Source organism: Brevibacterium sp. p3-SID960 (assembly GCF_025144725.1).
GTDB lineage: Bacteria > Actinomycetota > Actinomycetes > Actinomycetales > Brevibacteriaceae > Brevibacterium.
Map to the genome: position 1 here is coordinate 39,640 of NZ_JALXKS010000016.1, position 16,355 is coordinate 55,994.

A 16,355-nucleotide genomic window follows, 5' to 3' on the forward strand; every position below is an offset into this window, starting at 1 on the left:
CGCCTGGAACACAGCTCTGCGGCGCCTGGTCTTGGGACCAGGCGCTGCAGCTGTCTGCGCAGCGTCCGTTCGCTGTGCGGATCAGTCTTCGTCTGTGTGCAGCGTCAGTTCGCCGTCCGCGTCAGTCTTCGCCGCTGGACGCCAGCCGGGTGAGCGCATCGCGCACAAGAGCCGGATTGTCAGTCCGCCACATCGGCGGCAGCGAGGCGAGGAGGAACCCGGCGTAGCCGGCAGTGCGCAGCCGGGAGTCGAGCACGGCGACGACGCCCTGGTCCTGCACAGAGCGGATGAGCCGCCCGGCCCCTTGGGCCAGGCGCAGTGCGGCATGGGTGGCGCTGACGGTCATGAACCCGTTCGCGCCGCGCTGGGCTGCGGCCTGGGTGCGGGCGAGCGCGAGAGGATCGTCGGGGCGTGGGAAGGGAATCCGGTCGATGACCACGAGCCGGCAGGTCCGCCCAGGCACGTCGACGCCCTGCCACAGCGACATGGTGCCGAACAGGCAGGTGTCGGGTTCGGCGGCGAACCGGCTGACGAGTGCTGAAAGGGTGTCCTCGCCCTGCAGCAGAATCGGCATCGGCAGGTGCTCGCGCAGCACCGTGGCCGCCTGTTCGGCAGCGCTCTTCGACGAGAACAGCCCGAGGGTGCCCCCACCGGAGGCTGTTACGAGTTCGCGCAGCTCCTCCAGGGTCTCCTCGCTCAGCCCTCCCCTGCCCGGCTTGGGCAGGTGGCCTGCCACGTAGAGGATCCCCTGTTTGTCGTAGGCGAACGGGGAGCCGACGTCGATCGCATCGTAGGCCGGCGCCTCGGGCCCGGCGAGACCGAGCGAGGCGGCGACCGGTTCGAACTTCCCGCCCAGGGCCAGCGTCGCCGAGGTGGCGATGACGGTGGCTTCGGCGAAGAGCCCGTTGCGCATGGTGCCGGCGACGCTGAGCGGGGCGACGACGAGCGAGGTGGTGATGTTCTCGCGGAAGGTGCTGCGGCTGACCCAGGAGACGTCGTTGCTGTCCGGTTCGGCCATTCTTTCGGCGAGGTCGAAGACCTCCTGGACGCGGGCGCGGGCCATCTGCCGGCCGGCGTCAGCCTCCTTGGCTTCGTCTCCGTTGGTATCCGACAGCAGCCGGCTGGCGGCATCCCGGATCTGGCGCACCGCCGCGGCGAGGTCCTCGGGCCAGCGCACGATGAGCCCCTCGCTGGCGTGTTCGAGTGCGCGTTCGAGCGCGCTGGCGGCGGTCGTGAGGTTCTCGATGCTCGATTCCTGCGCCGAGGTGTGCTTGCGTGTCGAGGAGGCCGCCGCGTTGAGCATCGTGACGGTCAGCGATCCGGTCAGAGCGTTCGTCACCCGGTCGCGCAGCTCGTGGGCTTCGTCGACGATGACAGCGCCGTGTTCGGGCAGGACGTTGGCCTCGCCGAAGGAGTCGATGGCCAGCAGCGCATGGTTGGTCACCACGACATCGGCTTCGGCTGCCCGGATCTTTGCGCGTTCGGCAAAGCATTCCTCGAACATCGGGCATCTGCTGCCCAGGCAGTCGAAGGAATTGACCGATACCTGCGCCCAGGCGCGGTCGGAGACACCGGGGGTGAGGTCGTCGCGGTCGCCGGTGTCGGTGATGCGCTCCCAGGAGCGGATGCGCTGGATCTCCTCACCGAGGGCAGTGATGCTCGAGCCGCCGCGGTGGGCGGCACCGTCTGCGCCGAGGTCGAAGAGGGTGGTGTCGCCGTCGTCGGGGTAGCCGCCGTCGAGCTTGTGTTTGCACAGATAGTTGCGCCGCCCCTTGAGCACGGCTGCGCGCGGCCGTGCGTCGAGTTCGCCCTTGATCGCCTTGACCATGCGCGGCAGGTCGCGGTCGATGATCTGGGCCTGCAGCGCCAGGGTGGCGGTGGAGACGATGACGCGCTCACCGGTGCGCACGGCGTATTCGACGGCCGGGACGAGGTAGGCCAGGGACTTTCCGGTGCCGGTTCCGGCCTGGACGAGGAGGTGGGAGCCGTTGTCGAGCGCGGCCCCGACCGCCTCGGCCATGTCCTGCTGTCCCCGGCGCGGTGATCCGCCCAGTGCCGAGACCGCAGTCTCCAGCAGCGGCGGAATCCGGCTCATGCGCGGCGGCCGGAGGAAGCTCCCGCCCCGGCTTCGGACTCACCTGCGGTGTTCGTGTCCGCTGGGAGGTGCTCCTGGCCTGCGAACATGTCCGGTTTGCGGAACTCCTCCAGGGCTGCGAGCAGGTCGGCGTCGACCTTCGCCTGCACGGCGGTTCCTTCCGGCAGGTGCTTCTCGACGAGCACGGTGCCCTCGTCATGGATGCGGGAGACGAGGTCGCCGCGGTCATAGGGCAGCAGCACCGTCACCTCGTGGTCGGGTGTCGGCAGCAGCCCGGCCAGCCGCTCGCGCAGCTCATCGATGCCGTCACCGGTCGCTGCGGAGACGGCGACGGCCTCCGGGTAGCGGGCGAGCAGGCCGGTGAGCACATCCGGGTCGGCGAGATCGGACTTGTTGAACACGATGAGCTCGGCGATGTCATCGGTGTCGGCCTCGGCGAGCACCTCGCGCACGGCTGCCAGCTGCCCGTGCGGGTCGGGGTGAGCGGCGTCGACGACGTGCATGAGCACGTCAGCGAACGTCGCCTCCTCCAGTGTGGAGCGGAAGGCCTCGACGAGCTGATGCGGCAGGTTGCGCACGAACCCGACGGTGTCGGTGAACGTGAAGGCGCGGCCGTCTTCGGTCGTCGCCTGCCGCACAGTGGGATCCAGGGTCGCGAAGAGCTCGTTGCGGACCATGACATCGGCGTCGGTGAGCCGGTTGAGCAGAGAGGACTTCCCGGCATTGGTGTAGCCGACGATCGCCACAGCGGGCACCTGGTGGCGCTGCCGGTTGGCCCGCTTGGTTTCCCGTGCCGGGGTCATATCTGCGATCTGGCGGCGTAGCTTGGCCATCCGGGTGCGGATGCGGCGGCGGTCGAGTTCGATCTTCGTCTCACCAGGGCCGCGCGAGCCGATGCCCTCACCGCCGGCGACTCGGCCGCCGGCCTGCCGGGACATCGACTCACCCCAGCCGCGCAGCCGCGGCAGCAGGTATTCGAGCTGGGCGAGTTCGACCTGGGCTTTGCCCTCACGGCTCTTGGCGTGCTGGGCGAAGATGTCGAGGATGAGTGCGACCCGATCGATGACCTTGACCTTGATGACGTCCTCCAGGCCGCGGCGCTGGCTGGGTGCCAGCTCGGTGTCGACGATGACGGTGTCAGCGCCGACAGCGGCGACGATGTCAGCCAGCTCCTGCGCCTTGCCGCGGCCCAGGTACGTGCCGGGGTCCGGGTGGTCGCGGCGCTGCAGCACACCGTCGAGCACGGTCGAGCCGGCCGTCTCGGCAAGGGAGGCGAGCTCACGCAGCGATTCCTCTGCCTCGGCAGCGGTCCCGCGCGTCCAGATGCCGGCCAGCACGACCTTCTCCAGACGCAGCTGCCGGTATTCGACCTCGGTGACGTCTTCGAGTTCGGTTGAGAGTCCGGAGACCCGGCGCAGCGCCTCGCGCTCGAGCGCATCGAACTGGCTGTCGTCCTGGTGGACGCGGTCCTCGTCGGTGAGTGCGGAGCCGCCGCGGGAGAGGATCCGGTCGATCATCGCGTCGTCGCGGCTGCGTTCGGTCTCAGCTGGCTGGCCGGCTTCCGCTACCGGCTGGCCGGCTTCGGCGGTCGGGGCGGTCTCGTCCGCGGGGTGACGGCGATGGGTATCGCTTGGCATCGTCCTCATTTCTTCTCTGGCGGTCTTCTATTGTCCCACATGACACCGACATCTGCGCCCTGCGCGCACCGTAGGATGGTGGCGATGAACGAGCACTACTTCTCCGCCCAGCCGGCCAGCGACGCACAGCTGCGCACCATCGATGTGCGCCTGGCAGGCCGCGACCTCGGCGTCTCGACGGCAGCCGGGGTCTTCTCCCCCGGTCATCTCGACACCGGCACGCGTGTGCTGCTCGACGAGATCCCCGATCCGCCTGCCGGTGATGTGCTCGATCTGGGCTGCGGCTGGGGGCCGGTCGCCATCCACACCGCCCTCGCCGGCGCTGATGCCGGCACGCACCCGCGCGTCTGGGCGCTTGATGTCAACGAGCGCGCCCTCGATCTGGTCCGCCGCAATGCAGCCGACCTGGGGCTGGGCTCGATTCGTGCAGTCACCGCAGCGGACACCCCGCCTCAGGTGCGGTTCGCTGCAATCTATTCGAATCCGCCGATCCGGGTGGGCAAAGCGGTACTGCACGAACTGCTGCTCACGTGGCTGCCCCGCCTTGCGCTCGGCGGCGAGGCGTGGCTGGTGGTGGCCAAGAAGCTCGGTGCTGATTCGCTGCTCACCTGGCTGCGCGGCGAGCTCGGCGAGACATACGCCGTGGAGCGGACGGCGACATCGAAGGGCTTCCGGATCCTGCGGATCGAGCGGCTTGCCGACTGAGCGGCTGGCAGGTCGCCGTGCCGTTCCCGAGGTGATTCAGAGCAGCCGGCGCAGGCGCGCCTTGAGCTGTTCGGACAGTTCGATCGCGGCGGTGAGTTCGGCTGGACCGGTCAGGCTGACCTGGTGGCCGTTGATGTCGATGCGCACGGTGCCGCCGGGCTGGTCGACCAGCCATTGGATCGGGCCGTGGGCTCCGGCCCAGTGGTGGGCTGCCAGGGCGGCCGCGCAGGCTCCGGTGCCGCAGGCCTGGGTTTCGCCGACGCCGCGTTCGAACACGCGCATGCGCAGACTGCCGGTCGTCGGGTCGCCGTCGCCGTCGGGTTCGATAACGATGTATTCGATGTTGGCCCCGGCCGGCGGGTCGGGGTTGAGCTGCGGGGCTGAGGTGAGTTCAGCTGCGGCAAGCTCGTCGGCCGAGGCGAGCGCGACGACGGTGTGCGGGTTGCCCATATCGACGTCAAGGCCCGGCCGGGCGACGTCGATGCCGCGGGTGAGCACGAGCGTGTCCGCGCCGCCGTCGCCGGAGCCGGGCAGCTGCCACTGGCCCATGTCGACGCGGTACCAGACCTCGGATTCGCCTGTCGGATCCGGTTCGATCGTCACGGTCTTGACGCCGGCGCGGGTGCCGACCGGCAGTGTCTGCGGGTCGGCAGCGAGGTCGTAGCTGCGCAGGTAGTGAGCGAAGGCGCGCACGCCGTTGCCGCACATCTCGGCGATGGAGCCGTCGGCGTTGCGGTAGTCCATGAACCATTCGGCTCCGGCTTCAGCGGCCGTGACCGCTTCGGGGATGCCTGCGGCAGTGCAGCGGATGACGCGGATGAGGCCGTCGGCGCCGATGCCGGTGTGCCGGTTGCACAGGAGTGCGACCTGGTCGGCGTTGAGGTCCTGTTCGCCGGCGGGGTCGTAGAAGAACACGAAGTCGTTGGCGGTGCCGTGCCCGGTCGACAGCGCCGGCGGCGCGGCTGTCTGGTCTGTAGCGTGGGCGTCGGTCATCGGCGTGGCTCCCTTTCAGCCGGCGGCGTCTCGGCACCGTGAGCATAGCACTGCCGGTACAGCGCTTCGGCCTTCTCCACCAGCTCGGGATCGGTGGCGTCGAGCCACTGGATGCGCTCGTCGCGGCGGAACCAGGTCAGCTGCCGTTTGGCGAACTGCCGCGTGCGTATGATCGTCGACTCGATCGCCGCCTCGGCGATGGTCTTGCCGTCAAGATAGTCGATGATCTGGGCGTAGCCGATCGCCTGGGAGGCGGTGCGGCCCTCCCGCAGCCCCTCACCGAGCAGGCGGGTGACCTCGTCGACCCATCCGGCTTCCCACATCTGCTCCACGCGGGAGGCAATGCGCTCGTTGAGCACTGACCGATCGTCGGCCAAGCCGATCTGCACGGTCGGCATGGCGTATGCGTAGCGGGGCAGGTGGGCGGTGAAGGGCTGGCCGGTCAGTTCGATGACCTCCAGGGCGCGGACGATCCGCCGGGTGTCACCGGTGGTGATCTTCGCTGCGGCAGCCGGGTCGAATGCGGCGAGCCTGTCGTGCAGGCTGCCGGGGCCGTGTGCGGCGGCTTCGTCTTCGAGCCGGGTGCGAATGGATGGGTCGGTGCCGGGGAAGGTCATGACATCGGTGGCCGCACGCACGTACAGTCCGGAGCCGCCGACGAGGATCGGCACCAGGCTGCGGGTCTGCAGGTCGCTGATGATCGCCCGGGCACGCGTCTGGAAGTCTGCGACCGAGGCGTCCTCGGTGACGTCGAGGATGTCGATGAGGTGGTGTTCGATGCCGCCGCGCTGAGCGACGGGCAGCTTGGCTGTGCCGATGTCCATGCCGCGGTAGAACTGCATCGCGTCGGCGTTGATGACCTCGCCGTGCAGGCGCTGTGCCAGGGCGACGGCGAGGTCGGATTTGCCGGTGGCGGTGGCGCCGACGATGTTGATGACCGGCATGACGGGCTGGGTCGTGCGGTCGCCTGGATTCATCTCAGCTGCGGGTGCGGATCGTCGGCATGCCCAGCGATGTCGGTCCGGCCGGCCCTGCTGCCGGGCCCGAGGTGGCGCCGCAGCTGTCAGCCTGACTGCGGTCCCAGGCGTCTCCGGAGCGGGTGCGGCGGATCGTGTAGGCGGCATCGGCGATGAGGAAGTACGGCTTGGCCTCGGTCACGGTCGTGGAGACGACGTCGCCGGGCCGGACGTCCTGGGCTGCGGGATCGGTGCGCACGTGGACGAGCCGGTTGTCTTCGGCCCGGCCGGTCATGCGGCCGTGTTCCGCATCTCCGGTCTTGGTGACCAGCACGTTGACGTCGGTGTCGATGAGCTTGCGGTTCTCCTCCCAGGCGATTTCGTCCTGGAGGGCGACGAGGCGTTCGAAGCGCTCCTGCACGACTTGCTTGGGGACCTGGTCGTCCATCGTCGCGGCCGGTGTGCCCGGCCGGATCGAGTACTGGAAGGTGAAGGCCTGGCTGAAACGGGCCCGGCGCACGATGTCCATCGTGGCCTGGAAGTCCTCTTCGGTCTCTCCGGGGAAGCCGACGATGATGTCGGTGGTGATGGCCGCATGCGGAATCGCATCGCGGACCTTGTCGAGGATGTTGAGGAACCGGCTGGTGCGATACGATCGGCGCATCGCCTTGAGGATGCGGTCAGAGCCGGACTGCAGCGGCATGTGCAGCTGCGGCATGACGGCCGGGGTCTCGGCCATCGCGGCGATGACGTCATCGGAGAACGCTGCCGGATGGGGGCTGGTGAAGCGGACCCGTTCGATGCCTTCGACGGCGCCGACGGCGCGCAGCAGCTTGGCAAACGCTCCACGGTCGCGGAACTCGACGCCGTAGGAGTTGACGTTCTGGCCCAGCAGCGTCACCTCAGTGATGCCGTCTGCTGCGAGCGCTTCGACCTCGGCGAGGATGTCGCCGGGCCGGCGGTCCTTCTCCTTGCCGCGCAGGGCCGGGACGATGCAGAAGGTGCACGTGTTGTTGCAGCCGACCGAGATCGATACCCAGCCCGAATGCGTCGATTCGCGGGTTGTCGGCAGGGTCGAGGGGAAGACGTCGAGGCTTTCGAGGATCTCGACCTGTGCTTCCCTGTTATGGCGGGCCCGGTCCAGCAGTGCCGGCAGTGAGCCCATGTTGTGGGTGCCGAAGACGACGTCGACCCAGGGGGCGCGCTTGACGATCGTTTCGCGGTCCTTCTGGGCCATGCACCCGCCGACGGCGATCTGCAGATCCGGGCGCTGTTCCTTGACCTGGGCGAGCCGGCCGAGGTTTCCGTAGAGGCGGTTGTCGGCGTTCTCACGCACGGCGCAGGTATTGAACACGACGATGTCGGCCTGGTCGCCGGCGTCCGCGCGGACGTAGCCGGCGTCGTCGAGGAGCCCGGAGAGCCGTTCGGAATCGTGCACGTTCATCTGGCACCCATAGGTCTTCACCTCATAGGTGCGCGTGCGATTGCCGGCTTCCGGTTCAGTCAGTGCGATTGCCTCAGTCATCGGCAGACATTCTAGCGTGTGCTCCCCCGCCACGACCCCACACGCTGGCGGTGGCTGATAATCTGCCGATTCATCCCCGATCTTAAGGGAGTGACCTTCATGTCACGCCCCGCCGTTCTCGATTCCATCAGTGTCTCCGGCGCACCGGACCAGGAGCGGCGATGACTGATCTCATCGTCTCGCTGACAACGGCTGCGTCTCTGGGCATCGCAGGGGTGATCCTCGCAGCTGTGGCATACCGCGGGCAGCGGGAAACGCTGCCGCGCAATCTGTGGGTGGGGCTGCGGACAGCAGCGCTGATGGAATCGGACGACGCATGGGTCGCCGGTCATCGGGCTGCCGCACGCTATCTGTGCATTGCCGGTGCCGGGCTGATCGTCAGTGCTGTGGCGATCGTGTTCCTCACTGAGGCGGCTGTCGCGGTCGTCGCACTCGCCGGGTGCGCGTGGGTCTTGGCGTGGGTCTTCATCGCCTCGCGCGTTGCCGCCAGGGCAGCAGAACGCGGTTAGATTCAGCTGGGCCTGCAGCTGTCAGTCGGTTTCGAGCACCTGCCGGGTGACAGCGAACGACAGGCCGGAGGGGAAGCCGCGGCGGGCGAGCATGCTGAGGATGCGGCGCTGGCGTGTCTCATACGGAAGTGTGCGGGTCGAGGCTGCCTTCTTCTCGGCTACCGCGTAGGCGAGGTCCCATTCGTCGTCGATCTCGCGGAGTGCGTCATCGGCAATGGGCCCGTCGATGCCCTTCTTCTTCAGCTCGCGGCGCAGCGCTGATTGTGAGAGTTTGCGCTGTTCGCGCTTGGCTCGCACGAAGCTGTGGGCGAAGTTCGCATCATCGAGCAGCTTCGATCCCTGCAGCCGTTGGATAAGGGCGTCGACGATGTCCTCAGGGTGCTCGCGGCCAAGTAGCTTGTCCCGCAGCTCGGCTGAGGAGTGGTCGCGCGCGGCGAGCATATTCAGTGCCCGCTTCTTCACCCGCTTGTACTCAGGATCCTCAGCGATCGGATCCGGCTGTTCGTCCGCGGCGGTGTCATGCAGCCTGGCAGTCGCGTCTGCACCCTGGATCTGCCCGTCGGTACCGACGGAGTCGATGGCCTGCTGCAAAGCGGCCAGGACATCCGCATTGCTGCGCGCGTCCTGGCCGCCTGCCGGCTGATCAGCTCGGGACATTGTCCAGTGAGTCAGGTGCCTCAGCTGGAGCAGCTGTGCCGCCTTCGGCCTCTGCGGCGTCTCCCTCGACCTTGATGAGGCCCATCTTGTGCTTGATCTTCAATTCGATCTCCTCGGCCAGGCCGGGGTTGTCGCGCAGGAAGCTCCGCACATTCTCCTTGCCCTGGCCGAGCTGGTCGCCGTCGTAGGTGAACCAGGAGCCGGACTTGCGGATGATGCCGTTGTCGACACCCATGTCGATGAGGCTGCCCTCTCGCGAGATGCCCTGGCCGTAGATGATGTCGAACTCGGCCTGCTTGAACGGCGGGGCGACCTTGTTCTTCACGACCTTGACGCGGGTGCGGTTGCCCACGGCGTTGCCGGCTTCCTTCAGCGTTTCGATGCGGCGGACGTCCATCCGGACCGAGGAGTAGAACTTCAGCGCCTTACCGCCCGAGGTGGTCTCCGGGGAGCCGAAGAACACGCCGACCTTCTCACGCAGCTGGTTGATGAAGATCGCGGTCGTGCCGGAGTTGGCCAGTGCGCCGGTGAGCTTGCGCAGCGCCTGGGACATGAGGCGGGCCTGCAGGCCGACGTGCGAGTCACCCATCTCACCTTCGATCTCGGCCTTGGGCACCAGCGCGGCGACCGAGTCGACGACGATGACGTCGAGGGCGCCGGAGCGGATGAGCATGTCGGCGATCTCGAGAGCCTGCTCACCGGTGTCCGGCTGCGAGACGAGCAGCTGGTCGGTGTCGACGCCGAGGGCCTTGGCATATTCGGGGTCGAGCGCGTGCTCAGCGTCGATGAAGGCGGCGATGCCGCCGTTCTTCTGCGCATTGGCCACCGCGTGCAGGGCCACAGTCGTCTTACCCGAGGATTCCGGTCCGTAGACCTCGACGATGCGCCCGCGTGGAATGCCGCCGACGCCGAGGGCGATATCGAGGGCGATCGATCCGGTCGGGATCGCCGCTATGGGCTGCCGGGTCTCTTCGCCCAGGCGCATGACAGCGCCCTTGCCGAACTGACGGTCGATCTGCGAGACGGTCGCCTCGAGCGCCTTCTCCCGGTTGCCGGCGGCCGGTGCGGCGCCGCGCGTGCTCTTCGCTGCCATGGGTTCCTCCTTGAGGTGGTTCATCGATCTGCCAGCAACTCTAGACTCCGGCACTGACATCGACTCGACTCACGATGTGAAGCTGTGGACAACCCGCGCACTGCGCACCTGTGGTCACAGCTGGGCGGCGTATCTGAGCACCACTATAGCGGCTCATGCGAACATCAGTTCGAAATATGCGGCGTGTCGTCGATGTTGGCCTCTGCTCGAATGCTCGGTGTTGGCCTCTGGTCGAAGTTCGCCTCCGCACGCGTAACGCAGCGCCTTCGCTCGACGCCAGCGTCCCCGCACCTGCTCAGAACGGGTTGGCCCGCGGCTTCCTGTCCTGACCGAGCCAGCGCTCTTCGGGAACTCCTGCGGCAGCGCAGACAGCCAGCCAGATCTCACGCGCCTCGAATCCGGCTTCGAACGCCTCGGCCGGCGTGCGTGAGCCCAGTGTTGAGAGTGCCAGGTCGGTGTGCAGGGAGGCTGCGCGGATAGAGCCGAATTCGTCGTTCATCAGCTCCCAGTAGGCGGTATGGCGCATCAGGCCTGTCCGGCGAGCGCTTCGTCTGCGAGCACGCGCTCCGACAGCTCGGCGGGAACGGTGTCGGGAATGTCGACGCCTTCGCTGATCGCGAAGCGGTCGCTGACCTCGCGCAGCAGCAGGGAGACCGGCATATCGAGGGCTTCGCAGATCGCGGCGAGCAGCTCGGAGGAGGCCTCCTTCTGGCCGCGTTCGATCTCACTCAGGTAGCCCAGGGACACGCTGGCCCCGGTGGAGACGTCGCGCAGGGTTCGGTTCTGCCGGCGACGTGCGGTCCTCAGCGTGTCACCGATCTCGGCCCGCAGAAGAGTCATGTGCGTCCTTTCTCAGCGACAGGGTTCATGTGAAACCTTCAACACCGCGGTGCTGTGGTTTGTTCCATCCAATCTACCGTTTCCGTCAATCCGGCGCCGCCTCAGGGCCGCTGTTTAAGACAATGCCCAGCGATCTTGCACCCAGGCGGCCAGCTGGGACAGGCAGGCCTCGACGGTCGCCTGCCGGATCTGGGCGCGGTCGCCGGAGAAATCGTGGCCCACCACCTCGGGTTCGGCCATCTGCGGGGCGAGCAGGGCGGTGAAGACCCGGCCGACCGGCTGGCCGTCCTGCGGGTCCGGTCCGGCGACCCCGGTGCAGGACAATGCGATATCGGCCTGGCAGGCGCGGGCCGCGCCGGTGGCCATCTGGGCGGCGACCTGCGGGTGGACCGCTCCCGAGGCGGTGAGCAGGTCGGCGTCGACGCCGGCCAGTGCGGTTTTGAGGTCGGTGGCATAGGTGACCAGTCCCCCGCGCAGCACGGCCGAGGCGCCGGGCACGTCGGCGATCGTGGCCGCGAGCTTCCCGGCGGTCAGCGATTCGCAGGTGGCCACGGTCAGCCCGGCGGTGGTGAGGCGGCGGATGATCTCGGCGACGGTCACGGGGTGACCTTGAGCCGCTTGTAGATCTGGACGAGGTAGTCCACGCCGGTGACGATCGTGACGATGACCGCGGCGGTGAGCACGACCCAGGCGAAGATGACGAGCCAGAACGTCACGATGGCCGGCAGCACGGCGTGCAGCGGGGCGATCGCGATGAACAGCGCCAGCGCAACGGTCTGCAGCACGGTCTTGAGCTTGCCGCCCTTCGAGGCCGGCAGCACGATCCGCTTGACGATGAGGAGTCTGAGGAGGGTGATGCCGAATTCGCGGATGAGGATGATGACCGGGATCCAGATCGGCAGCACGTCGATCCACCACAGGCCCAGCAGGGCGGCGGACATGAGGGCCTTGTCGGCGATCGGGTCGGCGATCTTGCCGAAGTCGGTGATGAGGTTGTAGCGGCGGGCGATGTCGCCGTCGATCTTGTCGGTGATCATCGCGAGCAGGAAGATGATGAGGGCCCACAGCCGCCACACCGGGTCGAGGCCGTCGTGGGCGAGCAGCACAAAGAGGAAGACGGGGACGAGCAGGATCCGCACCGTCGTGAGCACGTTGGGGACGTTGAAGTTGCTCGGCTTCTGGGCAGCCGCATCGTGTGAAGTCATCACCGGCCAGTCTAGCCGCTCACTGCCCACCCTGTTCAGGCCAGTGGCTGGGCCTCAAGCAGGTATCGGCAGCCGAGGTCGGCGCACAGTGCTGCGAGCTGATCGGTCAATCGTGTGGCCAGCGGGATGCCGTGGGCTGAGCGGTCGGCACGGTGGGCGATCTGCGGGTCTCCTGCGACCTGGACGGGCACGGCCGGGTCCAGCGGTGCGGTTGCCCGCAGGCCCTCCCGCAGCCGCGCGGTGTAGCCGGCTGCCGGGTCGGCGGGGTTGACGAGACCGGGGTCGATGGCGATGAAGGTGCAGCCGACATCGTGGAAGCCGTCCTTATTGCCCGGCTGGTCGGCTCCGCCGAGTGCTGCAGACAGGATCTGCACCATGGTCGCCAGTCCGTAGCCTTTGTGCCCAGCGGCTTGCGGGCCGGGTCCGCCGAGCGGGCTGAGGCCGTAGCTGCCGGATTCGTCGGTCAGCCCGGCATAGGCGGCTGCGGCGTTCCGGACCGGTGCGCCGGTGGTGTCGGTGACCCAGTCGGGGCCGAGCTCCCGGCCGGTGAGCTCGTGGACCTTCACCTTGTTCAGCGGCACGGTCGTGGTGGCCATGTCGAGGACGACGGGTTCGTCGTCACCGGCCGGGGCTGCGAAGCCGATCGGGTTGGTGCCCATGAACGGGTGTTTGGCGCCCGTCGGGGTCTGCAGCGCGCCGCGGGTCGAGCACATCGACAGGCCGATGAGGCCCTCGCGGGCGGCCATGATCGCATAGTACCCGGCCGCTCCGTAGTGGTTGGCGCGGTGCACGGTGGCCAGCCCGATGCCGTATTGCCGGGCCTTCGCCATCGCCTGCTGCATCCCCGCGTGCCCGGCCAGGTGCCCGAATCCGGCGCGGGCGTCGATGAGGACGCTGGCCCCGTGGTCGTGTTCGACGACCGGTGCGGCGGCCGGGTCGATGGAGCCCTCGGCGATCTCCTGGTGGTAGATCGGCAGCATCGAGATGCCGTGAGAGTCGATGCCCGAGAGGTCGGTGTGGAACATCACCTCGGTGCAGATCTCAGCAGCCTGCTCATCGGCCCCGAATGCGTGCATGATCTCCAGGATCTGCTCCCGGGTCGAGGCGGCGGTGAAGCGCGGTTCGCTCACCGGTTCGTCAGCTGCCACGCGTCTTCACCAGAGGCCTCGACGATCTCCAGGCCGGTGTCCGGGTCGATGTCGCCGGGCTGGAAGCCGGCGGCGTCGTCGTCGGTGGCGCCGTCGGTGGCCAGCGGCGAGTCGTAGGCCTGGTCGGTCTCCGGCATGCCGGCTGCGTCATCCGCGCCCGAGCCGGCCGGCGCCTCGGGTGCGGCTGGCGGGTCTTCGCCGCGCAGGCGGGCGATGACCTCGGGCAGCTGTTCGGGGGTGATGAGCACGTCGCGGGCCTTCGGGCCCTCCGAGGGGCCGACGATGCCGCGGGATTCGAGCAGGTCCATGAGCCGGCCGCCCTTGGCGAAGCCGACCCGCAGCTTGCGCTGCAGCATCGACGTCGACCCGAACTGGGTGGTGACGACCTGTTCGGCTGCCTGGATGAGCAGCTCGAGGTCGTCGCCGATCTCCTCGTCGATGACCTTCTTGGGCTCGTCGACGGCGACGTCCTGGCGGTAGACCGGGGTGAGCTCGCCCTTGACGTGCTCGACGACGGTGTGGATCTCCGATTCGTTGACCCACGCGCCCTGCACGCGCATCGGCTTGGCTGCGCCCATCGGCAGGAACAGCGCATCGCCCTGGCCGATGAGCTTCTCGGCGCCCGGCTGGTCGAGCACGACGCGTGAGTCGGCCAGCGAGGAGGTCGCGAACGCCAGACGGGAGGGCACATTGGCCTTGATGAGGCCGGTGACGACGTCGACCGAGGGCCGCTGGGTGGCGAGCACGAGGTGGATGCCGGCGGCGCGGGCGAGCTGAGTGATCCGCTGGACGGAGGCCTCGACATCGCGGGGGGCGACCATCATGAGGTCGGCGAGCTCGTCGATGACGACGAGCAGGTACGGGTACGGGTGGAGTTCGCGCTCCGAGCCGGGAGGCGCGGTGACGGTGCCCTCGCGGACGGCCTTGTTGAACTCCTTGACGTGCTTGAATCCGAAATGGGCCAGGTCGTCGTACCGGGTGTCCATCTCCCGCACCACCCACTCGAGTGCCTCGGCGGCCTTCTTCGGATCGGTGATGATCGGGGTGATGAGGTGCGGGATGCCGGCGTAGATCGTGAGCTCGACGCGTTTCGGGTCGACGAGGATCATGCGCACCTCGTCGGGGGTTGCGCGCATCATGATCGAGGTGATCATCGAGTTGACGAAGCTCGACTTGCCCGAGCCGGTCGCACCGGCGACGAGCAGGTGCGGCATCTTCGCCAGATCGGCGACGACGAAGCCGCCTTCGACGTCCTTGCCGAGGCCGACGACCATCGGGTTCTCCGTCTGCCGGGCGGCCTGCGAGCGCAGCACATCGCCGAGGGCGACGGTTTCGCGGTCGGTGTTGGGGATCTCGATGCCGATCGCCCGCTTGCCCGGAATCGGGGAGATGATCCGCACATCGGGGCTGGCAACGGCGTAGGCGATGTTCTTCGACAGCGCGGTGACCTTCTCGACCTTGACGCCGGTGCCGAGCTCGACGATGTAGCGGGTGACGGTCGGGCCGCGGGAGAATCCGGTGACGTGGGCGTCGATGCCGAACTGGTCGAACACCTCGCGCAGAGATTCGACGACCCGGTCGTTGGCCTCCGAGCGCTCCTTGGCCGGCGGGCCAGCGACGAGCGCGTCGGAGGAGGGCAGCGTGTAGGTGACATCGCCGGCCAGGGTGAGCTGTTCGGTGCGTTCGGGCAGCTCGCCGGTGGCCTGCGGGGCCGGGGTCGAGACGTTGGGCACCGTGCCTGCGGCCGCGCCGGCGGCCGTGCTGCCCGCTCCCGAGGCGCCGAGCACGCGGGTGGCGGCGTCCTCCCGGATCTTCGCGGCGTCCTGTTCGGCCTTGGTCGGGCGGCGCTCGCCGGGCTTGGGCCCGGGTGCGTCGACATCGTAGAGCTCATCGTGCACCGGCGTGTCACCGGTGACGTCGTTCTCGTGGATGTAGGCCTTGTCGTAGGCCGGGTCGACGTCCGGGTCGGCGGCGGCCTTGGCCAGCTCGGCTTCGACGTCGAGCTTCTTCTTCCGCGACCGGCGCTTGGAGCCCATCGGCTTGAGCGTGTTCGTCTGCCGGCCTTCGCTCACGAGGTCATCGGCGGCCGGGGCCGCGTCCTCGTCGGCGTGGGCCGGCTGGGTGTGTCCGGTCAGTGCGCAGTAGGCGTCGTAGATGCGCTGCGGGATCCGGTTGACCGGGGTGGCGGTGATGACGAGGACGGAGAACAGGCCGAGCAGCACGAGCAGCGGCACGGCGACATACGAGGTGGTGGCTGCGACCAGCGGCGAGGAGATGATGAAGCCGAGTGCGCCGCCGCCGTTGATGAGCGCGGCATGCGAGTTGGCGAACGTCGGGGTGCCCACGGCGATGTGCGCCAGGCCTGCGGCGGCGAAGACGAAGCCGATGAGGCCGATGAGGATGCGGTTGTTGCCGCGGGTTTCGCGGCCGCGCAGGAACAGCCGCAGCGCGTAGCCGAGCAGCAGCACCGGCAGGGCGAGGGCGACCCGGCCGAAGGTGCCTTCGACGACGGCGCGCACGCCGTCACCGAACGGGCCGGGGATGTGCCACCATTCGAAGGCGGCGAAGACGATGGCGAGGCCGACGAGGAAGAAGGCCGTGCCGTCGCGGCGGTTGGGATTGTCGTCGTCGGGTGTCTCGGTGAACACGTTGCGGGCGCGGTTGCCTGCCATATGTGCCACTCCCATCCATGCCCCAGTGAACACGCTGGGTCCCTGGGTGTCCTGAGTCCCCTTGGGGCCGCGCGCAGCGGGAGCGGCCTGCGTGCCGCGCCTCTTGCGTCCGGTACCAGCGGGGGAAGTCGTACTGGTCGCCATGATGCCTATCGTAGGAGCGCGGCGGCAGGCCGGGCCGAATTTGGCTCGGCGTGTAGGGAAATGGCGCGGCGGCTGCCGCCTGTGCGGACACTGCCGCGTGTGCGGCGGCTGCCGGGCGTGCGGCGGCTGCCGGGCGTGCGGCGGCTGCCGCCTGTGCGGGCACTGCCGGGCGTGCG

At 68.5% G+C, this 16,355-nt stretch carries 15 protein-coding genes; 2 read left to right on the forward strand and 13 right to left on the reverse strand.

All coding sequences use genetic code 11. The features are described 5' to 3' along the window. Positions 1-121: 121 nt before the first annotated feature. Positions 122-2,095 (reverse strand): ATP-dependent DNA helicase, encoded by a 1,974-nt coding sequence (locus tag M3B11_RS06685; protein ID WP_259875965.1) that lies wholly within the window; start codon positions 2,093-2,095, stop codon positions 122-124. Next, positions 2,092-3,732, reverse strand: a complete 1,641-nt coding sequence (gene hflX / locus M3B11_RS06690) for a GTPase HflX (RefSeq protein WP_396121544.1) — start codon at positions 3,730-3,732, stop codon at positions 2,092-2,094. The genes M3B11_RS06685 and hflX overlap by 4 nt, the downstream gene beginning before the upstream one ends. An 84-nt stretch (positions 3,733-3,816) precedes the next feature. Here hflX and M3B11_RS06695 point away from each other — a divergent pair, with 84 nt between their 5' ends. After that, the gene (locus M3B11_RS06695; RefSeq protein ID WP_259875966.1) at positions 3,817-4,437 is read left to right on the forward strand and encodes a class I SAM-dependent methyltransferase; all 621 of its coding nucleotides are present in this window, start codon (positions 3,817-3,819) and stop codon (positions 4,435-4,437) included. Positions 4,438-4,473: 36 nt separating this feature from the next. On the opposite strand, the gene dapF is transcribed toward M3B11_RS06695, so the two are convergent. The 3 genes from dapF to miaB are packed head-to-tail and all read right to left on the reverse strand — an operon-like array spanning position 4,474 to position 7,911. Continuing rightward, on the reverse strand, positions 4,474-5,430 hold the full coding sequence (dapF, locus tag M3B11_RS06700; protein WP_259875968.1) for a diaminopimelate epimerase: 957 nt from the start codon (positions 5,428-5,430) through the stop codon (positions 4,474-4,476). Then, on the reverse strand, positions 5,427-6,407 hold the full coding sequence (gene miaA, locus M3B11_RS06705; protein ID WP_259875969.1) for a tRNA (adenosine(37)-N6)-dimethylallyltransferase MiaA: 981 nt from the start codon (positions 6,405-6,407) through the stop codon (positions 5,427-5,429). The genes dapF and miaA overlap by 4 nt, the downstream gene beginning before the upstream one ends. 1 nt (position 6,408) lies before the next feature. Beyond that, complete coding sequence (gene miaB, locus M3B11_RS06710) at positions 6,409-7,911, reverse strand: tRNA (N6-isopentenyl adenosine(37)-C2)-methylthiotransferase MiaB (RefSeq protein ID WP_259875970.1); 1,503 nt, start codon at positions 7,909-7,911, stop codon at positions 6,409-6,411. Between the two features lie 161 nt (positions 7,912-8,072). On the opposite strand from miaB, the gene M3B11_RS06715 reads away from it, so the two are divergent. After that, positions 8,073-8,420 carry an SdpI family protein gene (locus M3B11_RS06715; protein WP_259875971.1) on the forward strand — a complete coding sequence of 116 codons (348 nt, stop codon included), beginning with the start codon at positions 8,073-8,075 and terminating at the stop codon, positions 8,418-8,420. A 21-nt stretch (positions 8,421-8,441) separates the two neighbouring features. Here M3B11_RS06715 and M3B11_RS06720 read toward each other — a convergent pair whose 3' ends face one another. From M3B11_RS06720 to M3B11_RS06755, 8 genes are all read right to left on the reverse strand, one after another. Next, positions 8,442-9,077 (reverse strand): regulatory protein RecX, encoded by a 636-nt coding sequence (locus M3B11_RS06720; protein WP_259875972.1) that lies wholly within the window; start codon positions 9,075-9,077, stop codon positions 8,442-8,444. Continuing rightward, on the reverse strand, positions 9,064-10,170 hold the full coding sequence (gene recA / locus M3B11_RS06725) for a recombinase RecA (protein ID WP_259875973.1): 1,107 nt from the start codon (positions 10,168-10,170) through the stop codon (positions 9,064-9,066). Before recA ends, M3B11_RS06720 begins: the two co-directional genes overlap by 14 nt. Before the next feature lie 295 nt (positions 10,171-10,465). Next, positions 10,466-10,696, reverse strand: a complete 231-nt coding sequence (locus tag M3B11_RS06730) for a DUF3046 domain-containing protein (RefSeq protein ID WP_259797842.1) — start codon at positions 10,694-10,696, stop codon at positions 10,466-10,468. Beyond that, complete coding sequence (locus M3B11_RS06735; RefSeq protein ID WP_175292819.1) at positions 10,696-11,010, reverse strand: helix-turn-helix domain-containing protein; 315 nt, start codon at positions 11,008-11,010, stop codon at positions 10,696-10,698. Before M3B11_RS06735 ends, M3B11_RS06730 begins: the two co-directional genes overlap by 1 nt. A gap of 114 nt (positions 11,011-11,124) precedes the next feature. Further along, the gene (locus M3B11_RS06740) at positions 11,125-11,610 is read right to left on the reverse strand and encodes a CinA family protein (RefSeq protein ID WP_259875974.1); all 486 of its coding nucleotides are present in this window, start codon (positions 11,608-11,610) and stop codon (positions 11,125-11,127) included. Continuing rightward, on the reverse strand, positions 11,607-12,215 hold the full coding sequence (gene pgsA / locus M3B11_RS06745) for a CDP-diacylglycerol--glycerol-3-phosphate 3-phosphatidyltransferase (protein WP_259875975.1): 609 nt from the start codon (positions 12,213-12,215) through the stop codon (positions 11,607-11,609). The genes M3B11_RS06740 and pgsA overlap by 4 nt, the downstream gene beginning before the upstream one ends. Before the next feature lie 35 nt (positions 12,216-12,250). Continuing rightward, positions 12,251-13,363: an Ldh family oxidoreductase gene (locus M3B11_RS06750; protein ID WP_259875976.1), complete on the reverse strand. Its 1,113-nt coding sequence runs from the start codon at positions 13,361-13,363 to the stop codon at positions 12,251-12,253. Next, positions 13,342-16,035 carry a DNA translocase FtsK gene (locus M3B11_RS06755; RefSeq protein ID WP_259875977.1) on the reverse strand — a complete coding sequence of 898 codons (2,694 nt, stop codon included), beginning with the start codon at positions 16,033-16,035 and terminating at the stop codon, positions 13,342-13,344. Before M3B11_RS06755 ends, M3B11_RS06750 begins: the two co-directional genes overlap by 22 nt. Between the last annotated feature and the right edge of the window lie 320 nt (positions 16,036-16,355).